Source organism: Natronorubrum halobium (assembly GCF_051351675.1).
Lineage (GTDB): Archaea > Halobacteriota > Halobacteria > Halobacteriales > Natrialbaceae > Natronorubrum.
Genome location: NZ_CP195595.1, coordinates 3,572,506 through 3,598,387, shown reverse-complemented (window position 1 = coordinate 3,598,387; position 25,882 = coordinate 3,572,506). Strand labels below are relative to the sequence as shown.

Below are 25,882 nucleotides of genomic sequence, written 5' to 3'. Positions count from 1 at the left end.
TCCCGTTTCAGAACCGGCCGTCGAGATAGCTCCGTGCGAGCGACGCCTCCGCCTTCCGCAGGTGATCGCCAGCGGTACTCGTCGAGATATCCAACTCGTTTGCAACATCACTCACGGACCCCTCACGCGGGATTTCGTAGTAGCCGACTCGCTCGGCGGCCGCCAGCGCCTCTCGCTGCCGGCCGGTGAGTCCGACGCGACCGCCAGTTGGCTGCATCGCGGTCACCGCCTCGAGTTCGACGTCGAAGCCGTCCGGGAGTGCATCCACTACTACTTCGACGTCAGCGGCGCTTCCCAGCACCTGTAGCGTGAGTCGACGACCCGACAGGAACGTGACCGGTGGCACGGCGACGAGGTCCGTCTCCACGAACGCCTCGTACAACGTCCGGTCGCTCTCGGAGGGTGCGTCCCTGACGTAGAGGTAGAGTTCACCGCTCTGACCGTCGACCAGTTCGTACTCACGGATCGACGTCGTCTCCTGCAACGCTCCCTCGTACACGTCTCGGTCGGCAAGCACGCGAAATATCAACGCGATGCGGTCCTCGCTCGTGACGTTCCACTCGAGCATCTCGCTCCGGTGGACGGCCTCGTGGTCGTCGATCAGTCGGTGCATCGGATGTTGCGCCCACTCTGGCATCCGAATCGTCACCGTGAACGAGCGCATACCGATACCGACGGGACCACTTTATAAATAACCGGACGTATCCGTGACAACGACGAGGGGTCCAGTCGACCGATTCGCTACTATGTCCGAGGATACACGTGCTCCCGCGGCTGCTGGCGATAGTAGCGACGCAGCGCCCACCTCAGACGACCGCGGGGGTCCCATCGATATCGACGGAGACCAGTCGGATCGACCGAGACCGCTCCCCGTAATCGGCAATCTCCATCAGATAACCAGCGATCCGCTCGGGTTCTTCGACGCAGCGCGCGGACGCGACCTGATGGCGTACCGGATGTTCACCGACCAGTGCTACGTCGTCGCCCATCCCGACGGCGTGCAGACCGTCCTCGTCGACGACGACGAAACATACCGCAAGGGAGAGATGATGCGGCGACGGGTCGGAAGCCTCCTCGGCGACGGAATCTTCCTCGCCGAAGGCGACGACTGGCACCGCCAACGAGCGACGATGCAACCCGCGTTCTACCGCGACCGGATTACCGGCTACGCCGACGCGATGATCGAAGCGTCGGCGGCGATGGCCGACGGCTGGACGGACGGGCAAGTCGTCGACGTCGCGGAGGCCTCGAGCGAGTTAACCCTCGCAGTACTCGCGGACACCCTTCTCGGGATCGATCCCGGTTCGGATCGGGACGTCGTCGCTCGGGCGGCCGATGCCATCGCCGCCAGATACGACTCCCGGCGCGTCGGCGCGTTTCTCCCGGAGTGGATCCCCTCACCGACCAATCGCCGCTACCGAAATGCCCTCGGAAATCTCCGCCGGACTATCGACCGGATCATCGACGACCGACGAACCGCCATCGAAGCCGGTGAGGGTTCCGGAACGGACCTCCTATCGATGCTCGTCGCCGCGACTGCCGACGGCAGTATGGACGACGAGACGCTCCGCGACAACGTCGTCACGTTCCTGTTTGCCGGTCACGAAACGACCGCACTCGGACTAACCTACGCGCTCTACTCGCTCGCGGACAGCCCCACCGAACAGGCGAGCGTTCTCGACGCAATCGACGAGTTCGGCGATCCCGCGGACGATCCGGACGGTGCAGCCGCACGCGACGCGTTCCCGGCAGTCGATCGCGTCGTCGACGAGACGCTCCGGCTGTATCCGCCGGTTCACGTGTTCTTCCGCGAGCCCGCCCGGCCGGTCGAACTGCTCGGAACGCAGATCCCGGCCGGAACCGTTCTCGCAATATCGCCGTGGACGTGCCATCGGGACTCCCGCTGGTGGGACGAACCGGAGACGTTCCGTCCGGATCGCTGGGAAACGCGGACCGAACAGGGGCCGAAACAGGAAACGGAGTCGAAACCGCCTCGTCCGGAGTACGCCTACTTCCCATTTGGCGGCGGACCGCGCCACTGCATTGGGATGCGCTTTGCGCTCCTGGAACTCCGACTGACCCTCGCAGTATTCCTCTCGCGGTATCGGTTCGAACCGGTCACGGAGACGCTATCTGTCACTCCGAGTGCGACGTTACAGCCCGATGGCCCGGTTCGACTGCGAGTCGACAGCGATCGACGATAACTATAGTAGCCACTGAAAGTCAATGCACACCTGATCGCACGACGGCTGTGCGATCAGTGTGTAAATCGTTTCAGTTGTTACTATAGCTGTCAGTCCGTTCAGTTCGTCCCCTCCATATCAGTCGCCGTCTCCGCTCCCGTCATCGCTCCCCGTCGCGTCGTCGTCGCCGCGTGATCCCATCGGCTCGGCGGGAATACCCGCGACCGTCGTGCCCGGTGGCACGTCACGCGTCACGAGCGAGTTCGCCGCGACGCGCGCATCCGCACCGATCTGGACGCCGGGAAGCACGATGGCCCCGGCACCGATCATCGCTCGCTCGCCGATTCGGACCTCTCCCGTCCGATACTCGTCCTGCAGAAACTCGTGACAGAGGATCGTTGCGTCGTAGCCCACGATCGCCTCGGCTTCGACCGTAATCAGTTCGGGCCAGAAGACGTCCGGCGTGGCCTCCAGTCCCCAGGAAACCCCCGGACCCACGGTGACGCCGAGCCGTCGGAGGAGCCAGCGTTTGAGTCGTAGACTCGGGGACGTCCGAACGAGCCAGACGACGACGTACGAGATCGCGACTCGAAGCGGATTGCGAGCACGCGTCCAGTCTGCGAGCGAGTTCCCCGGCCCCGGTGTCGGATGGCGCCGGACGCGGTCGTGGCGGGACGTCGTCTCGTCAGTCACAGGCTGGGGATATGACCTATCACTACATGAAACCGACCGGTTGGCGTCTGTGTTCGGTCGATGGCTCGAGTAACCAGTGAGGGGTCACAATACCGCTAGTCCCGGATCGGATCACGGTCGACATCGAGTCGGTCGGTCGCCCCACGATGTTTCAGTTCGGAACCATGCTGTGGAATCCGGTACCGAAAAGGGTGATAATTACAATAAACAATCACCGTTCGTTGACCGTCCGGGATTCGGATACGATAGTCGGGAACCCAACCAGTTAGGCCCAATCGTTGTCCGAGATGGGGTCATTTTGCTGGCTGTAATGTCGCTCCAACGAGATACCCTCGAGCGGGAAACGATCTATTCGCTTCTCGCGGACCAGGTCCGCGAATATTTACTCGGATACCTGTCGGTCACCGACCGGACGACGGTATCCGAGGCAGCCGAGCGGATCACCGAATGGCACCGTGAAACCACGGCGACGTTCGAAACGGGAACGGAAGCGGTCACCGTCCAGTTGATCCACAACCACTTGCCGCGTCTCGATCAGTACGACGTCGTCGAGTACGATCGCGCAAACGAGGTGATCACCCCCGGTTCGAACTTCGAGGTACTGGAACCGTACGTCTCTGATCTCGATATTCCGGCCGATCCGCAGTAGCGCTGCTATGCGGTACCGATCATCGCGTCGTCGGCGGTTCGTTCGCCGGGAACGCCGACGCGCCGACGGAACGTATCGCCGGAGACGCCGCAGCGGTAGGCCGGCTTGTACATCATGTTCTCACCCCCAGCACGGACGCCGAACTCGTTCGAGATCGATTCTCGCAGATAGTACTGCGACCGTTCGTTACCCGGCTTGACGTAGTAGTCGGATAGTCGGACCGGATGCCGCTCGAACAGGCCGCCGGGCTCGCGGCCGTCGACGAGCACGACCGGTTTCTCGAGGTAGCAGTCGCCGTTACGGGCGCGTTTGGTGTGGGCGTTATCCGGATGTGCCGCGAGGATCGCTTCGCGTTCGTCCCGAGGCTGTTCGGGCGTGACGACGTCGACGCGGTCGACCGTGAAGTAGCCGATCAGGTAGCGATGGGCACGGTCGCCATCGGGGCGGCGCAAGCCGGCGTAGAAACCGACGACGTCACCCGGTTCGAGCGCTCTCAGTCTCGACACGTAGCCGCTAGTGCGATGTTCGCCGTAGGTTAGGGCCTCGAAGTTCGGGTCGTGATGGAACGGCCAGGACTCGAGGTCGTCACCGGTAACGGTACGGTCGGCGTCGCCGATCGGCTGGGGGGTGATCCGGGTCGTGAGGTCCGCCGCAGTTCCGTCAGTCCTCCGGAGGTCCCACGAGCCGAGCGTCGCCGTCTCGTCCGTCTCACGGGTCTTTTCGGGGATCGGGACGTACTCGAAGCGTCCGTCGTCGTATAACGGCGCGAGCGCGCCCAGATTCGTGCTGTCTGCGCCGACCCCCGCGAGAACGACCGTCATTAGTCGTCCGTGGGGATGGCCGGGACGTAAAGCCGACGGTCGCGGTAGCTGGGACGGGCACTCGACGACCGTAGTAGACACTGCAGCCACGGACTCGTTACAAGCATCAATCCGGTCCGGTGATTCGAACGACGATAATCGAACGCTCCGTCGAATCAGTATCCGCTATTTCCATCCGTTCGATCAGCTTTCAAACGATTGATTAGTCATTTCATCAGCAAAATGTTGAAATAATACAGTAGAATACGACAGGTCATGCCTGTTGAGGGTCGACGGTCGATAGCGATCTGTCGCCAGTGCCAGAGCGCCCTCGCAGTGCGGATTCTGGCCGACGGATCGATCCGACCGATCGGAACGGGAACCCAGTGTTCCTGCGGGGGAGAATCGTTCGAGGTAGTCGGGGACCGCGAGAGTAATACGGGGGACGGTGACGAGATTACCGACGGTAGCCACGACGGTGACGAACGAAAGTATCCGAAACCGTAACCGGCCACGGTTCACGAGATCATCGCCAACCGGATGCAGTCCTCGCCAACCGAGCGCCGCAGCGAAGCCGAGGATGAATCTCGGTACCAGCGACACAGGTTGCACTCGAGTACGGGTGACCTCCTCCAGCCGTGTACTGGTCCCGACGCGACGCTCTCGGGTCCCGCGAGCCTTGCAACCGCGATCGCGACTAGCGGGTGGACGATCGAGCCGAATAGAACAGCGGGACGAGCAACACGAGGAAGAGACACCCCATCACGGCGATCGCGATCCAGATCGTCGACAGCCACGCTTCGGGGACCACCCCTGCCAATTCGAGAACCCAGAGGAGACTGTACCCGCTGACGACGACGAGCGAACAGACGTAGAGTCGGAGTCCCCAGCCGACGACGTGGTACAGCGTCGTTTTCGTCACCTGCGCTGGGACGTGCTCCTCGAGCCCGAACATTAGAGCCTCACCGTCCGATCGAAGACGCGTGTCTCGGCGTCGTCGCCGTGAGCTACAGCGACGATACGAATTTCGACGTCGCGTGCCTCGGCCGAATCGACGGCTTTCCGGATCGTCACGGACTCGGCGACCGCTTCTCGACGCTGAACGAGGTCTGCAGTTCCGTTCGCCGTGCCGTCTGCTATCGTCGCCGTTCCGTCGATCGTCCTCGCCGTGAGGTCCACGTGATCGGCGCGCGTCATCGACGTCACCTCGAGGGTGACGAACCCCTCGGTATCGTCCCGGACCAGCGTGCTCGCTTCGACCGTTGCATCCGGCACGTTCTCCCCCTCGATGTCGCTCTCGAAGCCGATGAGGACCGTCCCGACGGCGGCCGAACAGAGCACCGTCAGCCCGACGAGTAGCAGTCCGCCGACGACGGGGTTGAGAGCGCGATCGATCGGTGGCTCGAGAGGGATGCGCATCGGATCCGATACCTGTAGGCAGTCATGGAAGTGCGTGCGCTTGAATCTATTTGCCGAGGATCCCCGCTGGCCGGCTTCGGCACCTTCTCGAGGGGCTCGTGCGATCAGTTTCTATCTGTAGTAGCCGGTTACGACATCAAGTAGTCGACCAGTAGAATAGCACCCTCACGACAGGAGAATCATCGCCGGAGAGTTAGTGATCGGGCGGTGCTCGCCGGTTTGTCTGGGCTGGTCTGTCTCCGCTACCGACCGGTCTCCGCCGTCGAACACCTCGCATACGATTCCTGATCGGTCGAGGGCCTGTCCGTGACCGTCGTTGATCTTCACAGATCTCACTGCTCGAACCGACCGACGCCAGCACGTCGTACGGACCGCGACCCCAGTCAGGCCACTTCCAGCGGCCCTCGATCTCGTGAGGCGTCGTCTCGACCTGCGACACGCTACTCACCCCGCTCGCGCTCGAGCAGGCCCGAGAGAACCGCCACCGGGTTCCACCACGTTGCGTGCTGGCAGAGATGACAAATATGCTTAAACGACGTGAGGTCCGAAGACTCGAGCGTTATCGGATCGACCTGGGGATGTTGACATAACTCCCCCGGTTCGGCGCGCTTGACGTGGATCCGCCCACAGCCCACGCAGATCGCGTCGACGGGGATACCGACGCGGCCCGCACCCGCGCTCGCGAGTTCCGCCTCGAGGTCGCGATCGTCGCGGTCGACACTCATCGCAAATTCTCCAGAATCTCGCTGGGGTCGAAGACGCGACCCCAACTGAATTGGACGTACTCCTCGCTCCGATCCTCACCCGCTGATCGCCAGCCGTTCGTGACGACGTCGATAAGATGGTCAACCTGTGTCGCAGGAACGACTTTCATGGCGATCAGGTCGCGGTCGTGCGGTGCACAGATCGCGAACAGGTAGACGCCTCCAGACTCGAGAAGCGCCTCATGCTGACCACGACGCGGCTGGAACCGGCCCCGTCGTTGTTCCTGCCCGTAGACGACGGAGACGGATTTAATCTCGACCGGCGTCCCGGACTCAAGGACGACGATGCCGACGAACGGCAGCGCCGCGCTCGGTTCGATGAGTTCCTCGGCGATCGCGTCGTAGTGGTTAACTTCCGAGTCCGGGACGTAACGGGTTCCAGGGAGTTCCTCGAGGACGACCGTCTCGGATCGATCGCCAGCCTGTCTCGAGGCGGCGAGTCGAGACTGACTCGAGCGGCTCATCGATCACCCCGCTCGCGTTCCATTCCCGGTTGTAGTGTGCGGTGTGGACGCTGGAATATAGCGCCCAATAGATGTATGTATAACGATTGCTGCATCCTAGTTCGATTTAAGCTATTATCTGCCCATTCTCTACCCGAATCGATGACATCACTGCAAGATCGCCCAACTACTATCGCTATTTGTGAAAGTTGCGGAAAGCCAATAGCTTCGCGAGAACTACCAGACGGAGTGCTTCTCCCGATCGGATCGGGGAAGGAATGCCCATGTGGCAGTGGCGATTTTCGTCGTTTTGACTGATCAGTAGCGCTCGAGGCGTTACCGACGTCAGTTCGAATCTCTCGATCCTCGAAGGCACGGCGAACCCGCTCGTCGGTCGCTTGATGGGCTGGATGGGCTATGGGCGTCCGACTGTCGACGTCGTAAGCTGACTCGCAGGGACGAACTCACGCATCGAGCATCGCCTCCTCGGCCTCGACGACGCGCTGAAAGCGCTCGCGATCGCCACCCAAATCCGGATGATGCTCTTTCTTCTTCGCTCGAGAGCGCGTTTCGCGTTGAGATACTTCGCGATTGACTGCGCGTTATCTCGCAGGTTATCCCACCGATCGCATGGAACCGCGAACTGCTGGCCGTCACGCTCGAAGTAGACCACAATGCCCGGATCGTCAGGGTCACGGTCGGCGTACAGACGATGTGGCTCCGCCTGCGTGTGTGGTGCAGCCGTTTTCACCTGTACGTTCCGAGCGTTCATCTTCCCCACCTCCTCGAGGATGTTTTCGAACGCTCGCGTCCGAGAGACGCGGAACCCGTGTGGATAGGATTCGCGGTCGCCGGCTGGCGTCCGCTCGAACCCGTCCGACCACTCGAGGCGTTCAGACATCGGCCTCACCTCCGTGGCGACCGGCGGCCGTCTCCGGATCGGGAATACCGACATAGACACCAGCTGCGGACCCGCGGGTTAGTCGGCAGTACGAGTCACACTCTCCGCAGCGATGGGCGCGGTCGCTGTTGTCGCCGTAGACGCGACAGAAGCGATCCGAAACGTACGCTCCGCAGTGCTCGCACGTCGTCGAGGTGTCGGTCGACGGCCACGGCGCGATCGTCACGCCGACCACCTCCGGACGGTCTGTCGGCTACGTGGTAATATACCGAAACCGAGAATTGGATTTTCGGCACGCTCGGGGGTACGAGCGTCTAAGAGTTGAACACGTAGATGATTTCGAGTGGGGCCGCCGGGAATTGAACAGATGCAAGACGATCCAACTCGCTCTCGTTGGTCGCTCGTCGGCTGCGACTTGCGTGTTCAATTCACGGCTCTTTCCCTAGTACTGCCGCTCACGTATTTGTTCGCGGCAGAATGTATGGGACCGCCGAGAATTGAACTCGGGTCCTACGGACCCCATCCGCAGAGGATACCACTACCCCACGGTCCCGTAGCTAAATCGACGACCGTCTGCTGTTTAAGCGTGTCGTTTTGGAGTCGAACGTGAGACGGAACACCCTTCCCAAACCGTCGCTCTCGAGAGCGACGCCTCGATACGAACCCGAAGAGAATACCGTCGAGTCCCCGACTTACCGACGGTAGCGCTCGAGGACGTCGGGGAGCCGCTTGCTGACGGGACCGCCCAGCCGGTCGCGAACCGATCCGAGCAGTCCGTTGGGGACGAAGAGCACGAACAGCACGAAGATAATCCCCAGGTACAGCGGTGCCCGACCGGTGAAGACGGTTCCGAGGAAATCGTTGAGCGACAGCCCAGCGACCTCCGCCGTGAGCACCGAGTCCGGGAGGAGTTGCTCGAGATACGTCGAGATGCCGTCGCTCTCTGTCGAGAGGATGTCCTCGAGCCACTCGTGGAACAGCGCGCCGAAAAACGGGCCAGCAAGCGTCCCGATCCCGCCGATGATCGCCATGATGAGTGCGTCCGCCGTGACGAGGAAGTAAAAGGAATTGTCCGGCGAGGCACCACCCGCGTACGCGGCGAACAGGGCACCCGCGATGCCGGCGAAGAAGGCGCTGGCCGCGAACGCGCCCATCTTGTACCAGAATACGTTGTAGCCGATCGCCCGCGCGCGCTCTTCGTTTTCGCGGATCGCGATCATCACCCTGCCGAACGGCGAGTGCAGAATCCGCTGCATCGCGAAGTAGGAGACGAGGACGACGACGCCCAGTGCGTAGTAGGAGGTCATCGTCGCCGAGACGTCGATGCCCAGTCCGAGAACGTTCTCGAAGCTATCCCCGGCAAGCCGGCCTACGGCGAAGTTGAGCGAGTCGATGTAGGGAATGCCGATGGAGAGGTCCGCCGAGCCGCGGATCGTCGCCCCCTCCGTGGGATTCGTGCCGACGTACCCCCAGTGGCGGATGAACTCGTACATCACCTGGGCGAATCCAAGGGTAATCATCGCGAAGTAGACCCCGGTGAGGCGGAACGAGACGGCACCGATCGCGAGTGCCACGAGGAACGCCAGCGTCGCACCTAGGAACATGGTGATCATGAACGGCGTTCCCTCGCTGATGCCCAGGACGAGCCCGTTCGCAGCGAGGACGACGAAGTAGGCGCCGGTTCCGTAGAACGCGGCGTGACCGAACGAGAGATAGCCGGTGTAGCCGCTGATGAAGTCGAAGCTGATCGCGAACAGCCCCATGTAGAGGACGATAATCATGAACGTCAGCCCCGGCAGGAACGCGGACGCCTCGGACGCGAGCGGCGTTCGGTTGAGCACGCCCAGAAGGATCGGATACAGTGCGAAGCCGAGGACGACCAGCACGTGGGCGATGTGGTCGCGAACGTACGACCGGCTCCAGTGTTCGTCGCTGACCGCCCGATCCCCCACGGATCGCCGGTCGGTCGACTCCTCGGTGGTCGCATCGACCCCGCCGTCCGCCGTCGGTTCGCGGTCGGCGGGGCTAATGGCCACCCACCTCCGCTACGCCGTACAGTCCCTGTGGACGAATGATGAGCATGATTACGAGTAATCCGAATATCGTCAGTTCGGGGAGCCCGGTGAACGTCACGATCCCGGTCGAGAACAACCACGTCGTGAACGAGTCGGTGATGCCGACGAGAAGTGACGCGGCCACGGTCCCCTTGAACGAGCCGAGTCCGCCGATGATGACCACGACGAACGCGTACAACAGCACGTCGATGGCGAGCAGCGCGCTCGGCCCCCAGAGCGGATCCCACATCAGGAGCACGCCGCCGACGGCGGCGAGCCCCGTTCCGAGACCGAACACGATCGTAAACGCGCGGCGAACGTCGACGCCCAGCGCTTCGACCATCTCCGGATCCTCGCTACCGGCCCGGATGTAGAGCCCGTACAGCGTTCTGTTGAGGAACAACCAGACGCCGACGACGGCGAGAACGCCGAGGACAATCTCGAACGCGTACAGCCCCCGGATCGGGGCGCCCAGGAGATCGTATCGCTCGGTCAGTACGGCCGGTGCCGTCGCCATCGCGCCGGACCACGGTGGTTCCGGCTGAATACCCTGAGAGAGGACGACGATGCGCGTTACCTCCTCTAAGATCAGTGCGATCCCGAACGTCAGGAGAATCTGATACATCGGCGTCCGGTCGTAGATCGGCCGAATCAGCGAGTACTCGAGCGCGCCTCCGAACGCGGTGAGGAGGGCGAACACCACGGCAGCAGCGACGAAGAACAGGAGGATCCGCGTTATCGTTCCCGTTCCGTCGGAGACCGACAGCACAATAATTAGCCCCCCGATGTACGCACCGAGCATCGCCATCGCACCGTGAGAGAAGTTGAGCACGCCCATCAGTCCGAAGACGAGCGTCAGCCCGACCGCGAGAACGAAGTAGACGGCGGCTTTCCCGAGACCCTCGATGACGATTCGTGCCAGCGTATCCGGCTGGAAGAGTCGGCCGAGCGTCTCGACTACCAGCGGGAGTTCTGTAGTCAACTCCACCGTCATTGCCGACGATCCCTCCCGAGCGCTGTGGTCGTCCGCCAGTACTTCCGCTCTCCGTCGTCTCTACTCCAGATCATGCGCTGAGGTACCTCTGGATCCGTTCGTCGTCCGCGGTAACTCCCTCCGTCGAACCGGATTCGACGACCGTCCCGTGGTCGATGAGATAGAACCGGTCCGCGAGCTCCATCGCCAGCGGGAAGTTCTGCTCGACGAGAATCATCGTCGTCTCCGCCGAGGCGGTTTCGAGCGCGTCGACGACCTGCTCGACGATCATCGGTGCCAGTCCCTCGCTCGGTTCGTCGACCAGCAACAGGTCGTTCTCACCGACCATTCCGCGTGCGATCGCGAGCATCTGCTGTTGCCCCCCGCTGAGGTTCCGTGCCTCCTTGTCCCGGAGGTCTTCCAGTGCGGGGAACAGTGAGTAGACGTAATCGCGTTGCCCCTCGAAGTCGCCGCCGGGTTTGACCGCTACCCGGATGTTCTCTTCGACGGTGAGGTAGCCGAACATGCGCCGTTCTTCGGGAACCCAGCCGATCCCGTCGTTCCCGACTTCGTGGGTGCTTTTGCCGACGATGTCCTCACCCTTGTACCGGATCGTCCCCTTTCGAGGCGGCGTCAACTGGAGTATCGAGCGCAGCGTCGTCGTCTTCCCGACGCCGTTGCGACCGATCAGCGCGACGATCTCCTGCTCTTCGACCTCGAGGGTGACGCCCTGTAACACGTGGCTCTCACCGTAGTAGGTGTGGACGTCCTCAAGTTCGAGGAAACTCATCCGCTCGCCACCCCCGATTCGGTACCGTCGTCGGTATCGGTCGCGTCGTCCCCGTAACCGCCGAGATAGGCCTGCTGGACCCGCTTGCTATCACGAATCTCCGCTGGGACGCCGTCCGCGATCAGTTCGCCGCTGTCGAGAACGATGACGCGATCGCTGATGTCCATCACGATGTCCATGTTGTGCTCGATCAGCATGATCGAGTGATCCGTGGCGACGTTGTCGATGAGCGTCGTGAGTCGGCTAATGTCCTCGCTCGAGACGCCGGCGGTCGGCTCGTCGAGCAGTAACAGGTCCGGCTCCCCGGCGAGTGCGATACCGATCTCGAGGCTCCGTTTTTCGCCGTGACTGAGGTTCTGGGCGTCGGTCTCGGCGTCTTCGGCGAGGCCGATTCGCTCCAGAATTCCGTAGGCCTCCTCGAAGTGATCGTTGAAACTGTTGACGTTTCGCCAGAACTGCCACGAATCTGTCCCGCTGTGGGCCTGTACCGCTATTCTAACGTTCTCCAGCACGGAGATCGTTGGAAAGACATTCGTTATCTGGTACGATCGATGAAGTCCCAACCGCGCCGTCGTCGCCGGGTCGGCGTTCGTGATCTCGGTGCGCCCCGCCGTGGAGGAATCGAACTCGATCATCCCGCTCGTCGGCTCGAGTTCCCCCGTGATCAGGTTGAAAAACGTCGTCTTGCCGGCCCCGTTCGGACCGATCACCGAACAGAGCTCTCCCTCCTCGAGGCTGAAATCGACTCCATCGACGGCAGTGATGCCACCGAACGTTTTCGTCAATCCGGACGTCGAGAGTAACATTGGTGCTATCGGAGGCTACAGCTCATCTCGTCTTCCGGTACCATCGACTCCTCGGCCGACATGAACTGGATCGGTTCGCCGGGCATAATGCTTGCATCCCAGGTGTCTTCCCACTCGTCGCTCGTCGGTACCGGATACGCGATCGCCATCTCCGATGCTGCCTGGTTGTTCGCCTCGCGGAATTCGTACCCGTTTTCGCCCTTGGGGGTGTCTTCGACGGTCATCCCGGTCATCGTGTCGATGATATCGTCGGTGTCGACCGAACCGGATTCGTCGATCGCCTGCACGAGGGCTGACGCGAGGGTGAACGTCCCCGAGTGGAACAGATCCGGCACCTGATCGTACGCCTCGATGTTCATGTCGATGAACTGTTCGTTGATCGGGTTGTCGAACTGATTCCAGTGGTACCGCGTCGTGAACGGCCCGAGCCCTGCGTCCTCGATGTCTTCGGCAGTGGACTCCGCCCCGAGGGCCTGTTGTACGGCACCCCCGAGCGCCCCGACGGTCAGCATTTCGGCGAACCCGCCGAAGATGTCGACGTCGTAGTCCATCGCGGTCGGGATGAAACTCGGAAGCGTCGCGAGCGTATAGACGCCAGCAACCGCGTCAGCGCCGTCGTCGATGGCCTGGTCCAGAAGTCCCTCGAATTCGGCGTAGCCGACCTCGGTGAACCGCGGCTCCTGAAATTCGATGTGGTCGTACTCCTCGAAGACCGTCTGATAGTTTTCGACGCCACCTCGGCCGAACGAGTTGTCCGATCCGAACATCGCGATGTTCTCGACGTCCATCTCCTCGGCAACGTACGTGGCGCCGGATCGGGCGTCCATCGCGGTGTGTTCGCTCGCGCGGAAGACCTGCTCGTGACAGTACTCGTCTGACAGCGTAATGTCCCCGTCTGCCGCCGGTCCACAGAGGTAGGGCACGTCAGTCTGTGCGACGACGGTGTCGATCACCCGTCGCGCACTGTCGGATGACGTTCCGCCGAACAGCACGTCGACTTCGTCGTCGACGACCAGATCCTCCGCGACGCGCTGTGCGGTGTCCGGGCTGAACTCCGTATCCTGGACGATAATCTCGTAGGTCGGCCCGTCGTCGGGATCTACCGTATACTCACCGACGGTGAGTCCGTCGATCGGATCGACGTCGTCGTATTTGTAGGCCAGACCGCCGTAGAACCCCTGCAGGGCCGTCTGACCGTAGTATTCCAGGTCGCCGGACGTCGGCTGGAACGCACCGATCCGGAGGGTCTGTTCGTCCGGATCTCCGTTGCCGTCTTCGGTGACACAGCCTGCGAGTGCACCGGTTCCGACTACCGCGAGTGCACTCGACCGTCTGAGGACGCTTCGCCGCGTGGTAGATCGTGGCATACTGTGTAGTATAATATCATGATAGCAACAAAGAGTGGAAGGTTAACACGTAAACACGACAGGAGATATTGACCGCTTTGTGCCGATTACGAGTCTATTTCCGAGCGAGTCACGCGAGCGAACGCAGGCTGTCACCCGCTAAACTAGCACCCGCTCGAGGTCGACCACGACCCCTTCCTCAGCATCCGGTTCGCCGACGAACTCGCCGAGACACACGGCAGCCCCGTTCGGCGTGTAACAGGCGACCAGTCCACCAGTATCGATCCCGTCGTCGACCTCGAGTACGCCTGGCGCGTAGACGGGTGCCCCATTAGCCACCTCCCGAGCCGCGTTCTCGGCAATCGTCACCGACGGGATCCCCTCGAGAATCCGTTCGGCCGGATCGACCACCTCGAAGAGCGGGGCGGGGTCGTCGTCCTCGACCCAGAACGCGAGCGCGTCGAGGAAGTCGGACGTGCTGTGAAGGTCGGTGTCGTCGAACGGGGTGGTCGCGGATCGACGCAAGTGGCCCATGTGTCCGCCCGTTCCGAGCGCGAGCCCCAGATCGTGACAGAGTTTGCGGACGTAGGTACCGCTCTCACAGCGGATCCGCAAGAGGACCTGCCGCTCGTCGGTCTCGAGCACCTCGAGGTCGTATATCTCGCGGACGCGCAGGCGTCGCGACACCGCACTCTTCCGCGGTGGCTTCTGGTAGATCGGGCCCTCGAACTCGGCGACGACCGATTCGACGTCGGCCGGGACCGGTGCGTGACACTCGAGGACGGCGATGTACTCCTTCGATCCCTCGAGGAAGACCTGTGCCAGTCGGGTCGCCTCGCCGAGCATGAGGGGGAGACAGCCGGTCACCTTGGGGTCGAGGGTCCCGGCGTGGGCTGCTTGCTCGACTGTGGCGTCGGCGCCGCGGTCGGCGAGCGTCTCGGCGACGGAATCGCGCAACCAGCCGCTCACCTGGTGTGAGGAGGGGCCGGGCGGCTTGTCGAGGTTGACGACGCCGAACGTGAGCAGTTCTACGGGTGACCGGTCGTCGGGCGGGCCACGGAGACGAGGGCGATCAGCCATGGGAGTTAGAACTCGTACTCGATCGGGATTGGTGCCTGCCCTTCGTCACCGGCGGCGTCGTATTCGCCGACGGCGGTGACGAGCATATCGAGCACTGCGTCGGGTTCCCAGCGAGCCGTATTCACCGAGAGATCGTAGATCGTCAGATCCTGAATGTCGATCCCGTAGTACTCCTGATAGCGTTTCGCCTCGCTGGCTTCGCGCGCTTTCGTCTCTTCGGTGGCGCGGTCGGGATCTTTCTCTTCACGTTCGGCGATCCGCTCGCCGCGTACCTGTGCCGGCGCGTCGAGCCAGAAACGGAAATCGGCCTGATCGCCGGCCAGCCAGCCCGCGAGTCTGGACTCGAGGACCAGATCCTCCTCTTCGACGGCGATTTCGCGAAGCCGACGGTCCAGATCACGGTCGATCTGGTCGTTCTCTTCGGCGAGTTTGTTGAACTCGAGCGGGGTGTATCCGCGTTCGTCGGCCAGTTCCCGGAAGATGTCGCCGCCGCTGACGTGATCGAGATCGAACGAGTCAGCGAGCAACTCCGCAGTCGTGCTCTTCCCGCTCCCTGGCGGGCCGGAGACGGTGAGTAACATAGTCGAACTGTGCGGTGACCGGTAAAATGGGTTTTGAATCGATCGACAGGACGAGTACGGCGGCGTCGAGCGAACGATCAGTCACTGAATCGGCTCGGAACGGGTCGATCGAAGTCGATAGACCGTCGAGTCTCAGGCCCCGGACGGCGTCATATCGATGTTCAGCGCTTTGCGCAACAGTTGCGTAAAGCCCATCGAGCACAGGAAGTACCAGACGATCCAGGCCTGCATCGGACCGAGTAGTCCGGAGTTCCAGTCCGTCTCGCCGACCAGCGGCATGACGACGGTTCCGTCGATGCCCACGCTCTGGATCTTCCAGTACATCCAGAGGAACAACGGGATGGTAAAGAGCATGATCCAGACCATCGGCCGCAACTGCTCTTTGAACATCCCGAGGTTCTCCGCCATGGCCTCCATCTGCTCTTCGCGGACCGCCTCGAGTTCGTCGTCGAGACGCTCGATTTCGGCCTCGCTGGCGCCGCGCTCTTCGGCCTCTTTCTTGCGCTCTTGGGCGTCTTTCTGTTTCTGCTGCATGGCCTTCATTCGCTCCTGGTATTTCCCCATGATTTCGGGGTTCATGAGGTTCGCCTGCAGGAGCGTCGAGTACAGCCCCGTCAGCAGCGCAACCGAAAGAATCACCGCGTAAAACGGTAGTGCAGCGTCGAGCGGGCCCAGTGCCGTGTTGAGCGCTGCACCAACCGTATCTCGGACGGACTCGATCCAGTAGCCGAACATCAACAGGAGCGAGCCCATGCCAGCTAATTTGTCCCACTGTGACCACGAGGATTCTTCGGCGTCGATATCGACGTCGCTGTCGTAGCTCTCGGCGTCGCCATCGCCGTCGAGGGCCTCGTCGTAGGCCTCGCGATCGGCGATTTCGAACCCTTCGTCGCCGTCGACTAGTACTCCTTTTTCGATCAGTCGGCCCCATTGTCCGCTCGTAAGCTCCTCGCGGACGTCGGCCCACTCGACCTCACCGCCGTTTCGATCGGCCGCCTCGCGGATGGCCTCGAGAGCGTCCGTCATCGAAGAATCTTCGCGGACGAGGTCGTTGATCTTCTCCGCTGTACGCGTCATCTGTGTTGGGCTAGGGTACGTTCGGTATACAAGTGTTTATCTTCGGCTGGCGCCCGAGTGATCGGCTCACAATCACGCGATGGCTCGAGTGCTAAGGAAAATGACAGTTTCCGCTCTCGGTTCGACATTGTTGCGATGATGGCTCTACTCGTGGAAAATAGCGTCTGTGAACTAATATAAACTATTCAGAAGTATTTGATCTACCGATATTACTATTATACTGATTGTGCAGATTCATCGCATGAGTGTTCCGTTCGGGGACGGGTCAACGACACCGTCACGGAGAGGGCAATCGACGGTACTGGGAATCGTCCTCTTGATCGGGATGGTTGCGGCTGGCAGCATCGGCGTATTGCTCGTTGCCAGTGATGCGATCAGTGACGTCGAACAGGAGTCCGAACACGACCGTGTCGAAGGTGCGTTCGTCGAACTGAGTCAGCAGATGGCGTCGGCATCGACGAACGGGGACGTCCCACGCTCGATGAATATGGACGTTGGAGAAAGTGGTGCCATCATCATGAGTGATACTGGAAACATCCGGATCCAGGGCGGTGACGTCGACGAGAATATCTCGATCGGTGCGATCGAGTACACCGGCGACGACGGGACCAAAATCGCGTATCAGTCGGGTGGTGTCTTCCGTGAAACAGGTTCTGAAACTCGAGTCGTCTCTGCCCCGCCGATTCAGTACGATGCGGAATCCGAGACACTCTCCTTTCCAATCGTGAAGACCCGGGACGAAGCAGAGCTTAATTCCGGCGACATTACTGTAACCCATCATAGCACCAACTCGATGCAAAATACGAGTCTCGTTGAGAACGATACTGTGACGATCAAGGTGACGAGCAAATACTATCGTGGCTGGGAAGATTACTTCGAACAACAGGGTGGTGCGACGACCGTTCAAAGTATCGAGATCCACGACGAAAAAAGTGGGACTGTGACAGCCGAGTTCGGATTCCAGGAGGTATCTGATGCGTTCAGGACCGGTGCTATCTATGCAACCGATATAGAGGGGAACTACGATCTCGACGAAGATCTGACAGAGAAAGCTACGTATCCAGCGCTGGACGACGAAATTGAGAAGTACGTAAACGAGACGGATCCATCTAATGAGGATTACGAAGGTGAGAACGTAACGGACCTCGGAACAGTGACCGAGCGCGAAGATCTCAGGGATGGTATTTACGTTGCCGAAGGGATAACCGAGTCTGGACACCTCGATTTCAACCTTTCGGATGGTAACGCAACGCTCGTAGTCGATGGTAACATCGATGCAAACGACGACACGATCACAGTGAGCGAATACGCCAGTGGAAACGATCTGAGCATCTACATGACGGGTGACTACGACGCCAGCAACGGTGGAAACACATGTGTTGCTAACGAGATGGAGTGTGAAGAGAACGAGGATGGAACGGTGATTCAGCTAGTTGCCTCCTCTGAATCACGGATTCAGTTTGGACCGGGTGGTAATTCCCGATTCGAGGGTGTAATTTATGCAGGCGGAGCTAACGAGGATTGGGAGAGTGAAAGTTCCTGTGACGAACAAATCTGTATCCATTCGAACCCGAACTTCTATGGGTCGCTAGTCGCTTCCTCCGTCTACCTAAAGGGTGGTGAAGGAAGCATCGACTTCGACTACGACGACCGTCTCAAGGACGCAGATCTCTCGATCTATCCGGATCCAGACGCACTTCCACCACAGCTCACCTACCTCAACGTCGCCGAACATCAGGTCGACGTCGTAGGTGACTAAAAACTGCTACAACGCTTCTTACGCTGCGTCTTCGATCGTCGCCTTCACTTCTTCCCAGACCTCGTCGGGTGCCTGCTCACCGTTGACGCGCTCGAGCGATCCCTCGTCCTCGTAGTACTCGATAACCGGCTCGGTGTTCTCGCGGAACACGCGCAGTCGTTCCTTGACCGTCTCCTCGGTGTCGTCGTCGCGCTGTTCGAGTCGCTCCTCGACCTCGGGGTCCTCCGGCGGGTTGTACTCGACGTGATAGATCTCGCCGGTTTCGGGATCCATGCGCCGACCCGTAAGCCGGTGGACGAGTTCCTCCTCGCCGACGTCGAGGTAGAGCACGACGTCCAGATCGGTCATGTCCTCGAGTTCTTCGGCCTGTTCGATGTTTCGCGGATAGCCGTCGAGGACGAAGCCGTCGGCCTGGGACAGCGCTTCGTCGACGATGGCATTGACCACGTCGTCGGGGACGAGTTCGCCCTGGTCCATGTACTCTCGTGGCGTGTCGTACTCGGTGTCCATATCCGAGATGTCCATGTCCTTGTTCGCTCGGAGCGCGTCGCCGGTGGTGATGTGTTCGACGTCGAACTCCTCGGTGATCTTTGCACTCTGGGTCCCCTTGCCTGCCCCGGGTGCCCCCAGGATCAGAATTCGTGGCTGTGCCATACTCGCTCGTTCACCGGCGTCACATAAAGGCTTAAAGAAACGCTCACATCGAATACGGTATGACGCGTTTCGATGCGGCCGAACCGGCGGAGCGGCGGAAACTGTACGTCGATGCCATCACGGCTCACCGACACCGAGGGAGCGGGTTTCTGACCCTCGAGGCTGACGAGGAGGTGTTCGAGGCCGATAGCGACGACGCGACGTTCGACGACGTCGAGAGTGACGAAAACGGTGACGGCGGCGGCCTCGATCCGGAACTCGGTCTCCCCTGGATCCAGTTCGGTGACGGGACGATCAACGTCGACTGTACCGATGCGGAACTCGAGACGCTCAAGACCGTCCTCGGCGAGTTCCCGGCGTTCAAGATCGACGAGATCAGTCGACCGGACGATGCCGAGGGGGTCAACGTCCGCGTCAGCGCGAAGGCGGATCCCAACCGCATCGCCCAGTGTCTCGACGCGATCTTCCAGCGGGTCTACGACCTCCCGACCGACGTTCGGATCTGGGTCGTCGAGGTGTGACTCTGGCTCGGTGAAAATCGTTCGAAAGCCGAGCGAGAAACCGACTGACTTGCGCTGGAAGGGCGGTCTGGCGGCTACTCGATCGAGAGCGTGCCGTCACCGGCCCCGTCTCCATCTTCGTCTTCGTCCCACTCGAGTTCGAACTCGAGTCCCAGTTCGCCCGGGCCGTCGGGCGCCGAACTCGAGGTTTCTCGCTCGGCTTTGATCTCGAACGTCGGACGGGTCGGCGGGTTCATCGTCACCGACTCGCCGCCCGCCTCGAGCGAGATCGAATTGCCGCTTTCGAGGCTGTCAGCGACGGATCGGAGGTAGTCAGCGATGTCGGTGCGGTCCATCCGCTGTTCGAATTTGAAAAGGACTTCTTCTGGCATATGTAACCGAACGGGACGAAGGGTATAGAACGTTCCGCAGAACGGACGTTGAAGCCGCGGTCCGCGTGCATCCTGCGGTGGGTGCCAACCGCGCGCGAGCGTATTCCCCCGTGGTACGACGGGGGTCGAGTCGTCGTCGCAGTTCCGACGACGGCGGTGGTCCGAACACGTTCGCTTCCGTGCGAAAATTCCGCGGATAGCTGTCCGATTGAAGACACGATTTCCGAGCGACAGCGATAGAAAAAAGGTCTCTCCCCCGAAGCGGATGGTGAGGGACTGAGAACTAATGGCAAGGGTCACTGCCCGGAGCAGTAATACTGGCGGTAGCAGCGTATGAGACCGATTCAGTCGGGCCGTTTCCAAATAGATAAGTGGCCCCGGCCATCATCGTCCGACATATAAGCGGTATACAAACGAGGTGAATACAATCTTCAGCGCACTTACGACTCCGATGCAGGTGCAGACGCGCGTAGACGTGTTCGAGAGCATCTTTCAGGTGTTTCTCGCACTCGGAACGCTCGTCGGTGTCGTCGTCATCGCGTACACCTTGTACAACGCGTACAAGTATCGCGACAGTGACGACGCGAAAGCCGACGATTCGCTGCCCACACTCGGAGAGTTACCGACAGGTGGAGAGGGTGGAAAGAAACTATTCCTATCGTTCGGTATCAGCGCCATTATCGTTATTTCGCTGGTAATCTGGACGTACGGAATGCTGCTGTACGTCGAAGATCCACAGGAGGACTTCGAAGAAGAGCCGGTCGACATCGAAGTCGTCGGTAACGGCTTCGCCTGGTCCTTCGAATACGAGAACGGTGCTGTAGAGAGAGGAACGATGACCGTTCCTGAGGATCATCCGGTTGCAATCCAGGTGACATCAGGCGACGTCTGGCATAGCTTCGGGGTCCCCGATCTCCGCGTGAAAGCGGACGCGATCCCGGGCGAGTACGACGAAACGTGGTTCATCGCGGACGACGCCGATGCAGAGCACAGAATCCAGTGCTTCGAGCTCTGCGGTGACCAGCACACGCAGATGGACGGCACCGTTCAGGTACTGCCCGAAGACGAGTTCGAGGGCTGGCTCGACGAACGACTCAACGTCGAAATCGAATTCGAAGACCCCGATGGAGAACCCATCAACGAGACTGGTGAACTCGAACTCGAACTCGAACTCGTCCACGTGGACAACGACGAGTACGAGGAAGACCTCGAGTACTCGTACACGGACGAGGACTTCGAAAACAACACGATTTCCATCGAGGATATCGAGCAGGGCGGCGACTACAATCTGACGATCGAGTTCGAAAACGAGGAGTTCGAGACGGTCGAGGACGAAATCAGCGTTACCAGTCCGACGAGCGAAACCTACACGCTCGGTGAGTCGGACGAAGAGGAAACTGAAGAAGATGAAAACGACGACGATGAAGAAGCGAACGACAGTGACGATGGAGGTGAGAACTGATGAGTGATCTCCCTCCGATGACGTCCGTCAAGCGGTGGCTCGTCACGACGAACCACAAGGACGTCGGGATTCTCTATCTGACGACGTCCCTGTTCTTCCTCCTACTCGGCGGCGTCCTCGCGCTGGTGTTCCGCGCACACCTGTGGGAAGCGGGTGGAACGGGGCTTCTCTCGGGCAACGAGTTCAACCAGTCCGTCTCTATGCACGGACTGTTGATGGTCTTCTGGTTCCTCTCGCCGATCGCGACCGGCTTCGCGAACTATCTCGTTCCGTTACAGATCGGTGCGAAGGACCTCGCGTTCCCGCGGCTGAACGCCCTGAGTTACTGGTTCTACCTGTTCTCGGGCATCCTCGTCGCGATTTCGTTCTTCCAGGGCGGATCGTTCGCCGGCGGGTGGACGATGTACGCACCGCTGAACGTGCCGACGTACACGCCCGCGATGGAGGCGACGACCGGCAGCAACGCGACGGTTGTCGCGTTGTTGCTGTTCGTCTTCTCGATCACGATCGGGACGGTGAACTTCCTCGTTACCATTCACCGCTCGCGCGCAGAGGGGCTCGGCCTCTGGAACATGCCGATGTTCACCTGGTCGTGGCTGCTGACCGTCTGGATGATGCTGTTCGCGTTCGCCGCACTGCTTGCGGCGTTGCTACTGCTGTCGATCGACCGCATCTTCCTGACCCAGTACTTCGCAACCGATCAGGGATCGGGCCTGCTGTGGGCGCACCTGTTCTGGTTCTTCGGCCATCCGGAGGTGTACATCGTCTTCTTCCCCGCGCTGGGGATCATGTTCGAGACGTTCCAGACCTTCTGTGGTCGACGGCTCGTCGGTCGGAAGTGGGTCATCATCGCGATGGTTCTCGTGGCCGTCCAGTCCTTCCTGGTCTGGATGCACCACATGTTCCTGACGACGATCAACCTCGAGATCAAGACGCTGTTCATGGCGACGACGATCGGGATCTCGCTGCCGTTCGACCTGATGGTCTTCGCGCTGATCTACACGATGGTCAAAGGGCGGGTTCGGTTCACGACACCGTTCCTGTTCAGTCTCGGTGCACTCGTGCTGTTCATCCTCGGGGGCATTACGGGGGTCTTCCTCGGCGCCGTGGTGCTGGACTACGAGTTCCGCGGCACCTACTGGGTCGTCGCTCACTTCCACTACGTGATGGTCTCGGGCGTCACCGCGCTGGTCGCCGGCCTCTACTACTGGTGGCCGAAGATCAGCGGAAAGATGTACTCCGAAACCCTCGGTAAGATCAACTTCGCGGTCTACTTCATCGGGTTCAACCTGCTGTACTTCCCGATGTTCCTCGCCTGGGAGACGCCACGCCGCGTCTTCAACTACGGCGAAGGGGTGCAGATCTACCATCAGATGGCGACCGTCGGAGCGTTCGTCCTCGGCGCGTCGTTCCTGCTCATGTTCTTCACGTTCGCGAAGAGTTGGGTCTCGGGCCCCGACGCACCCGACAACCCCTGGGAATTCTCCCGCACCGCCGAGTGGGCGATCCCCTCGCCCCCGCCGCTCGAAAACTGGGACGGCCGTCCGAGCTACGCGAGCGGCCGTCTCGAGTTCGTCGAGGACTCGAAGGCAGCCACCGACGGCGGCGTCGCCACCGGCCACGGTGAAGCGATGGCGGCCGACACGAGTCACGAAGAGGAACACGCCGACCACGCCAGTATCTGGCCGCTCGGTATCGGACTCGGAATGTTCGTGTTCTTCCTCGGACTCACCGGTCTGACGCCGTACATGATCGATTTCGCCACGCAGCGCGGACTCGAGAACGTCAGCCACGCGGTTGAAGAGCCGAACATCATGTACCCGGTCATCACGGCGCTCGGAGCGACGATCCTCGGGGCCTCGCTGTTCAAGTTCGGCGTCGAAGAGTTCAACGCCCCCAAGATGGCCATCGCCGAGCGCTGGCCGTTCGAGGGCGTCGGAAACACCAAAATGGGTGTCTGGGTGTTCCTGGCGTCGGACGTCGTCGTCTTCGGGGCCGCGATCGGCGCGTTCATCTTCATGCGCTTGCACATGGGCTGGGGTAGCTGGACGAAAGTTCCGTTCGCCTCCTGGCCCGGCCTGCTCAACACCTACATCCTGCTCACCTCGAGTTTCACGGTCGTCCTGGCACTGGCGTTCGCCGAGCGCCAGAACAAGAAGGGGCTGCTCGGCGCGATGGGCGCGACGCTCCTGCTCGGATTGGCGTTCATGAGCGTGAAGGCCTACGAGTACAGCGTGAAGTTCTCCCACGGCGACTGGTGGTGGAACGGTATCGAGTACTCCGTCTACTTCGTCACGACGGGGTTACACGCTCTGCACGTGATCCTCGGGCTGCTCATCGCCGTCTTCATGATCTACCGGATCATCAGCGTCGACGCCTATCTCGAGGACAACCGGCCGGTCGAGTTCTTCGGACTCTACTGGCACTTCGTCGATATCGTCTGGGTCTTCCTGTTCCCGCTGTTCTACCTGATGTAGCGGCCTCCCGCTACACGGGGTTCGTTTTTGCGGTTTGGAATCACAGTACGCCTCGAGCGACAGCCAGTCAGAAACACCGGGCGTCACGCCGGGCGAATTCGCCGGCACCTCGCCGGACTCGAGCAAACGAGACACTGCATTCTCCCACTACCTGCGACCGCTTCAGCGGGTGGCGAGCACCGACGGCGTGGCGAGCCGCGACTCGAACCAGACAGTACGTAGTCCGGGTGCTCGTCGCTCACCGGCGGATGCATCGGTACACAACGCCGGACGAAGCACTAACCACCACGTTCTGCTGTATCCAGCTGCCGAGGCGATCGGGATCGCCCCTCCGATCCGACGGAACCCGACGGTCTCAGCGCTCGGTCTTTCGAGAGAGCGAACGCGCAGCGAACAGTGCCCCGGTACCGACGAGCAGCACGAGGACCGAGACGGAACCGGCGAACAAGCCGCTGTAGGGTAATGTGGAACCCGTCTCGCTCGCTCCGTCCGCCGTCGCCGTATTTATTTCCTCGCGAGCGCCGACGAGTGCGTCGGTCGCAGCCTCGGCGTCGACGATCCCGTGCCCGTAGCGCGCATCCATCGTGGCTTCGTCCTCGCCGTCCGGTTTCCAGGCGGTCTCGTAGAGCGCCGTCGAAATCTCCTCGGGAGCGGCGTCGGGTTCGGCCGACAGCATCAGCGCGACCGTTCCCGAAACGTGTGGCGTCGCCATCGACGTGCCCGGCATGGCCCGATAGCCACCGCCCGGGACCGCGCTGAAAACGGCGACCCCGTGTGCCACGACGCTGGGGACGACGTACGACGACGGCCACGTCTCCGGTGCGTGGGTCCACTCGCTTCGGTCGATCGTTTCACCACCGGAGAACGAGGCGGCGTTTCCGTTCGCGTGGACGGCACCGGCGCTGATCGCCTCGTAGACGTTTCCGGGCGTGTTAGAGGTCTCTTCCCCGTCGTTACCGATCGCCGCGACGACGATGGCACCGCTATCTACGGCGTTTCGTACCGGACCGATCAGTTGACCGTGCGTGCCGGACGTCCCGAGACTCATGCTGATCACGTGCGCGTCCTCCTCGAGCGCCCACTCCATGCCGGCGACGATCTGTGCGAACGAGCCGCTGGTCCCGTTCAGGACGAGTCCGTGGAGCAACTCCGCATCGGGTGCGACGCCGATCTGTGTGCCACTCGCCGCGTTGCCCGCGACCGTTCCACTGACGTGGGTGCCGTGGGTGCCGGAATCGTACGGCGTCGATCCTTCGACGCGCTCGCCCGTCGCGTCGAACTCGGCCCACCCGCCCGGGTAGGTCGGATCCGACGGATCCTCCGTGTAGAGATCGAGCGCCGGGTGATCGGCGTCGATCCCGGTGTCGAGAACTGCAACCCTGACGCCGTCCCCGCGAGTGTCGTACGACTCCCAGACGCCGGGGGCGTTCAGTTGCGCGATACCCGGTGTCGTCGGCTGGGTTACGCCCGCGAGCTCGTCGCCACCGATCGGCGTCTCCGCGGTGCTCGTCGTCTCGTCGACCGCCGGTTCCTCGGGAACCGAGAGTTCGAAGTTCTCGTGGACGGCTTCGACGGGTTCGAACCCCGCGCTGGTTTCGAAGCTGTCGAGGTCAACCCGCTCGATATCGACCTCGAGGAGGACGGCGTTAGTCACCCAGAACTCCGACTCGACGCTGAGTCCGGGCGTGTTCGCGACGTACTCGACCAGTGATTCCTGTGTCTCCTCGGCGTGCTCTTCGAGGAGCCGTTCAGTCTCCGCCTCGCTCGCGTCGGCGGGGACGGTCGCTTCCTCGAGGCGAAGGACGACCTCGATCGTTCCGTCGGCCGACGCGAGTGACTCGTCGATCTCGAGAGCGGTCGTATTCTCGGCAGTATCGTCCGCGGTGTACTCACGGTCTGCTCCGCCACTGTCCGCGGTGTCACGCTCGAGTTCATTGCTGGCAGCCAACGCCGGTGTGAGCAGTGCCGTCGTTAGCAACAGACAGACGACTGCAACGGTGAGCGTTCGGACGGCCCCTGCACTCGAGACCGCACGGTGAACCGCCATGATACGCCAACTGGGTAGTCACCCGATAAAGA

At 61.4% G+C, this 25,882-nt stretch carries 27 protein-coding genes and 1 tRNA gene; 7 read left to right on the top strand and 21 right to left on the bottom strand.

Features of this window, described 5'->3' with window-relative positions:
• Window positions 1-7 precede the first annotated feature (7 nt).
• The gene (locus ACSFC7_RS17870) at window positions 8-664 is read right to left on the bottom strand and encodes a helix-turn-helix domain-containing protein (RefSeq protein ID WP_436344173.1); all 657 of its coding nucleotides are present in this window, start codon (window positions 662-664) and stop codon (window positions 8-10) included.
• An 82-nt stretch (window positions 665-746) separates the two neighbouring features.
• Between ACSFC7_RS17870 and ACSFC7_RS17865 the strand changes: the two genes are divergently transcribed.
• Entirely contained in the window at window positions 747-2,204 is a 1,458-nt protein-coding gene (locus ACSFC7_RS17865; protein WP_436344172.1) for a cytochrome P450, read from the top strand.
• Window positions 2,205-2,321: 117 nt separating this feature from the next.
• Here the strand turns inward: ACSFC7_RS17865 and ACSFC7_RS17860 are convergent, their stop codons facing one another.
• Window positions 2,322-2,876: an acyltransferase gene (locus tag ACSFC7_RS17860; protein WP_436344171.1), complete on the bottom strand. Its 555-nt coding sequence runs from the start codon at window positions 2,874-2,876 to the stop codon at window positions 2,322-2,324.
• 310 nt (window positions 2,877-3,186) lie between these two features.
• Between ACSFC7_RS17860 and ACSFC7_RS17855 the strand changes: the two genes are divergently transcribed.
• Window positions 3,187-3,525 (top strand): DUF7344 domain-containing protein, encoded by a 339-nt coding sequence (locus tag ACSFC7_RS17855; protein ID WP_436344170.1) that lies wholly within the window; start codon window positions 3,187-3,189, stop codon window positions 3,523-3,525.
• Between the two features lie 5 nt (window positions 3,526-3,530).
• Here ACSFC7_RS17855 and ACSFC7_RS17850 read toward each other — a convergent pair whose 3' ends face one another.
• Entirely contained in the window at window positions 3,531-4,346 is an 816-nt protein-coding gene (locus ACSFC7_RS17850) for a hypothetical protein (RefSeq protein WP_436344169.1), read from the bottom strand.
• 255 nt (window positions 4,347-4,601) lie between these two features.
• Between ACSFC7_RS17850 and ACSFC7_RS17845 the strand changes: the two genes are divergently transcribed.
• The gene (locus ACSFC7_RS17845; RefSeq protein ID WP_436344168.1) at window positions 4,602-4,832 is read left to right on the top strand and encodes a hypothetical protein; all 231 of its coding nucleotides are present in this window, start codon (window positions 4,602-4,604) and stop codon (window positions 4,830-4,832) included.
• Between the two features lie 190 nt (window positions 4,833-5,022).
• Here the strand turns inward: ACSFC7_RS17845 and ACSFC7_RS17840 are convergent, their stop codons facing one another.
• The 15 genes from ACSFC7_RS17840 to ACSFC7_RS17770 form a co-directional block, all read right to left on the bottom strand.
• The gene (locus tag ACSFC7_RS17840) at window positions 5,023-5,280 is read right to left on the bottom strand and encodes a hypothetical protein (RefSeq protein ID WP_436344167.1); all 258 of its coding nucleotides are present in this window, start codon (window positions 5,278-5,280) and stop codon (window positions 5,023-5,025) included.
• Window positions 5,280-5,744 (bottom strand): type IV pilin, encoded by a 465-nt coding sequence (locus ACSFC7_RS17835; protein ID WP_436344166.1) that lies wholly within the window; start codon window positions 5,742-5,744, stop codon window positions 5,280-5,282. The genes ACSFC7_RS17840 and ACSFC7_RS17835 overlap by 1 nt, the downstream gene beginning before the upstream one ends.
• Before the next feature lie 440 nt (window positions 5,745-6,184).
• On the bottom strand, window positions 6,185-6,469 hold the full coding sequence (locus ACSFC7_RS17830) for a hypothetical protein (RefSeq protein WP_436344165.1): 285 nt from the start codon (window positions 6,467-6,469) through the stop codon (window positions 6,185-6,187).
• The gene (locus ACSFC7_RS17825) at window positions 6,466-6,972 is read right to left on the bottom strand and encodes a hypothetical protein (RefSeq protein ID WP_436344164.1); all 507 of its coding nucleotides are present in this window, start codon (window positions 6,970-6,972) and stop codon (window positions 6,466-6,468) included. The genes ACSFC7_RS17830 and ACSFC7_RS17825 overlap by 4 nt, the downstream gene beginning before the upstream one ends.
• Before the next feature lie 394 nt (window positions 6,973-7,366).
• Window positions 7,367-7,852: a hypothetical protein gene (locus tag ACSFC7_RS17820; protein WP_436344163.1), complete on the bottom strand. Its 486-nt coding sequence runs from the start codon at window positions 7,850-7,852 to the stop codon at window positions 7,367-7,369.
• A complete protein-coding gene (locus ACSFC7_RS17815; RefSeq protein ID WP_436344162.1) occupies window positions 7,845-8,087 on the bottom strand; it encodes a DUF7563 family protein in 243 nt (80 codons plus the stop codon). Before ACSFC7_RS17815 ends, ACSFC7_RS17820 begins: the two co-directional genes overlap by 8 nt.
• Window positions 8,088-8,334: 247 nt before the next feature.
• Window positions 8,335-8,405 (bottom strand) — tRNA-Pro (locus ACSFC7_RS17810).
• Between the two features lie 139 nt (window positions 8,406-8,544).
• Window positions 8,545-9,804 (bottom strand): branched-chain amino acid ABC transporter permease, encoded by a 1,260-nt coding sequence (locus tag ACSFC7_RS17805; RefSeq protein ID WP_436347982.1) that lies wholly within the window; start codon window positions 9,802-9,804, stop codon window positions 8,545-8,547.
• A gap of 73 nt (window positions 9,805-9,877) precedes the next feature.
• A complete protein-coding gene (locus ACSFC7_RS17800; RefSeq protein WP_436344161.1) occupies window positions 9,878-10,900 on the bottom strand; it encodes a branched-chain amino acid ABC transporter permease in 1,023 nt (340 codons plus the stop codon).
• Window positions 10,901-10,970: 70 nt separating this feature from the next.
• Window positions 10,971-11,669: an ABC transporter ATP-binding protein gene (locus ACSFC7_RS17795; protein ID WP_436344160.1), complete on the bottom strand. Its 699-nt coding sequence runs from the start codon at window positions 11,667-11,669 to the stop codon at window positions 10,971-10,973.
• The gene (locus tag ACSFC7_RS17790; RefSeq protein ID WP_436344159.1) at window positions 11,666-12,475 is read right to left on the bottom strand and encodes an ABC transporter ATP-binding protein; all 810 of its coding nucleotides are present in this window, start codon (window positions 12,473-12,475) and stop codon (window positions 11,666-11,668) included. The genes ACSFC7_RS17795 and ACSFC7_RS17790 overlap by 4 nt, the downstream gene beginning before the upstream one ends.
• 5 nt (window positions 12,476-12,480) lie before the next feature.
• Window positions 12,481-13,842, bottom strand: coding sequence for an ABC transporter substrate-binding protein (locus tag ACSFC7_RS17785; RefSeq protein WP_436344158.1), 1,362 nt, complete (start codon window positions 13,840-13,842; stop codon window positions 12,481-12,483).
• Between the two features lie 138 nt (window positions 13,843-13,980).
• Window positions 13,981-14,901 carry an RNA-guided pseudouridylation complex pseudouridine synthase subunit Cbf5 gene (locus ACSFC7_RS17780; RefSeq protein ID WP_436344157.1) on the bottom strand — a complete coding sequence of 307 codons (921 nt, stop codon included), beginning with the start codon at window positions 14,899-14,901 and terminating at the stop codon, window positions 13,981-13,983.
• A 5-nt stretch (window positions 14,902-14,906) separates the two neighbouring features.
• A complete protein-coding gene (gene cmk, locus ACSFC7_RS17775) occupies window positions 14,907-15,482 on the bottom strand; it encodes a (d)CMP kinase (protein WP_436344156.1) in 576 nt (191 codons plus the stop codon).
• A gap of 132 nt (window positions 15,483-15,614) precedes the next feature.
• A complete protein-coding gene (locus ACSFC7_RS17770) occupies window positions 15,615-16,559 on the bottom strand; it encodes a DUF106 domain-containing protein (protein ID WP_436344155.1) in 945 nt (314 codons plus the stop codon).
• Window positions 16,560-16,800: 241 nt separating this feature from the next.
• Between ACSFC7_RS17770 and ACSFC7_RS17765 the strand changes: the two genes are divergently transcribed.
• Window positions 16,801-18,318 (top strand): DUF7289 family protein, encoded by a 1,518-nt coding sequence (locus ACSFC7_RS17765; RefSeq protein ID WP_436344154.1) that lies wholly within the window; start codon window positions 16,801-16,803, stop codon window positions 18,316-18,318.
• Window positions 18,319-18,336: 18 nt separating this feature from the next.
• Here ACSFC7_RS17765 and ACSFC7_RS17760 read toward each other — a convergent pair whose 3' ends face one another.
• Complete coding sequence (locus tag ACSFC7_RS17760) at window positions 18,337-18,972, bottom strand: adenylate kinase (RefSeq protein ID WP_436344153.1); 636 nt, start codon at window positions 18,970-18,972, stop codon at window positions 18,337-18,339.
• A gap of 59 nt (window positions 18,973-19,031) precedes the next feature.
• Between ACSFC7_RS17760 and ACSFC7_RS17755 the strand changes: the two genes are divergently transcribed.
• Window positions 19,032-19,493, top strand: a complete 462-nt coding sequence (locus tag ACSFC7_RS17755) for a hypothetical protein (protein ID WP_436344152.1) — start codon at window positions 19,032-19,034, stop codon at window positions 19,491-19,493.
• A gap of 74 nt (window positions 19,494-19,567) precedes the next feature.
• On the opposite strand, the gene ACSFC7_RS17750 is transcribed toward ACSFC7_RS17755, so the two are convergent.
• Window positions 19,568-19,864: an amphi-Trp domain-containing protein gene (locus ACSFC7_RS17750; RefSeq protein ID WP_436344151.1), complete on the bottom strand. Its 297-nt coding sequence runs from the start codon at window positions 19,862-19,864 to the stop codon at window positions 19,568-19,570.
• Between the two features lie 451 nt (window positions 19,865-20,315).
• Between ACSFC7_RS17750 and coxB the strand changes: the two genes are divergently transcribed.
• A complete protein-coding gene (coxB, locus tag ACSFC7_RS17745; RefSeq protein WP_436344150.1) occupies window positions 20,316-21,326 on the top strand; it encodes a cytochrome c oxidase subunit II in 1,011 nt (336 codons plus the stop codon).
• The gene (locus tag ACSFC7_RS17740; protein WP_436344149.1) at window positions 21,326-23,803 is read left to right on the top strand and encodes a cbb3-type cytochrome c oxidase subunit I; all 2,478 of its coding nucleotides are present in this window, start codon (window positions 21,326-21,328) and stop codon (window positions 23,801-23,803) included. Before coxB ends, ACSFC7_RS17740 begins: the two co-directional genes overlap by 1 nt.
• A 355-nt stretch (window positions 23,804-24,158) precedes the next feature.
• On the opposite strand, the gene ACSFC7_RS17735 is transcribed toward ACSFC7_RS17740, so the two are convergent.
• Window positions 24,159-25,850 carry a S8 family serine peptidase gene (locus ACSFC7_RS17735; RefSeq protein ID WP_436344148.1) on the bottom strand — a complete coding sequence of 564 codons (1,692 nt, stop codon included), beginning with the start codon at window positions 25,848-25,850 and terminating at the stop codon, window positions 24,159-24,161.
• Window positions 25,851-25,882 lie beyond the last annotated feature (32 nt).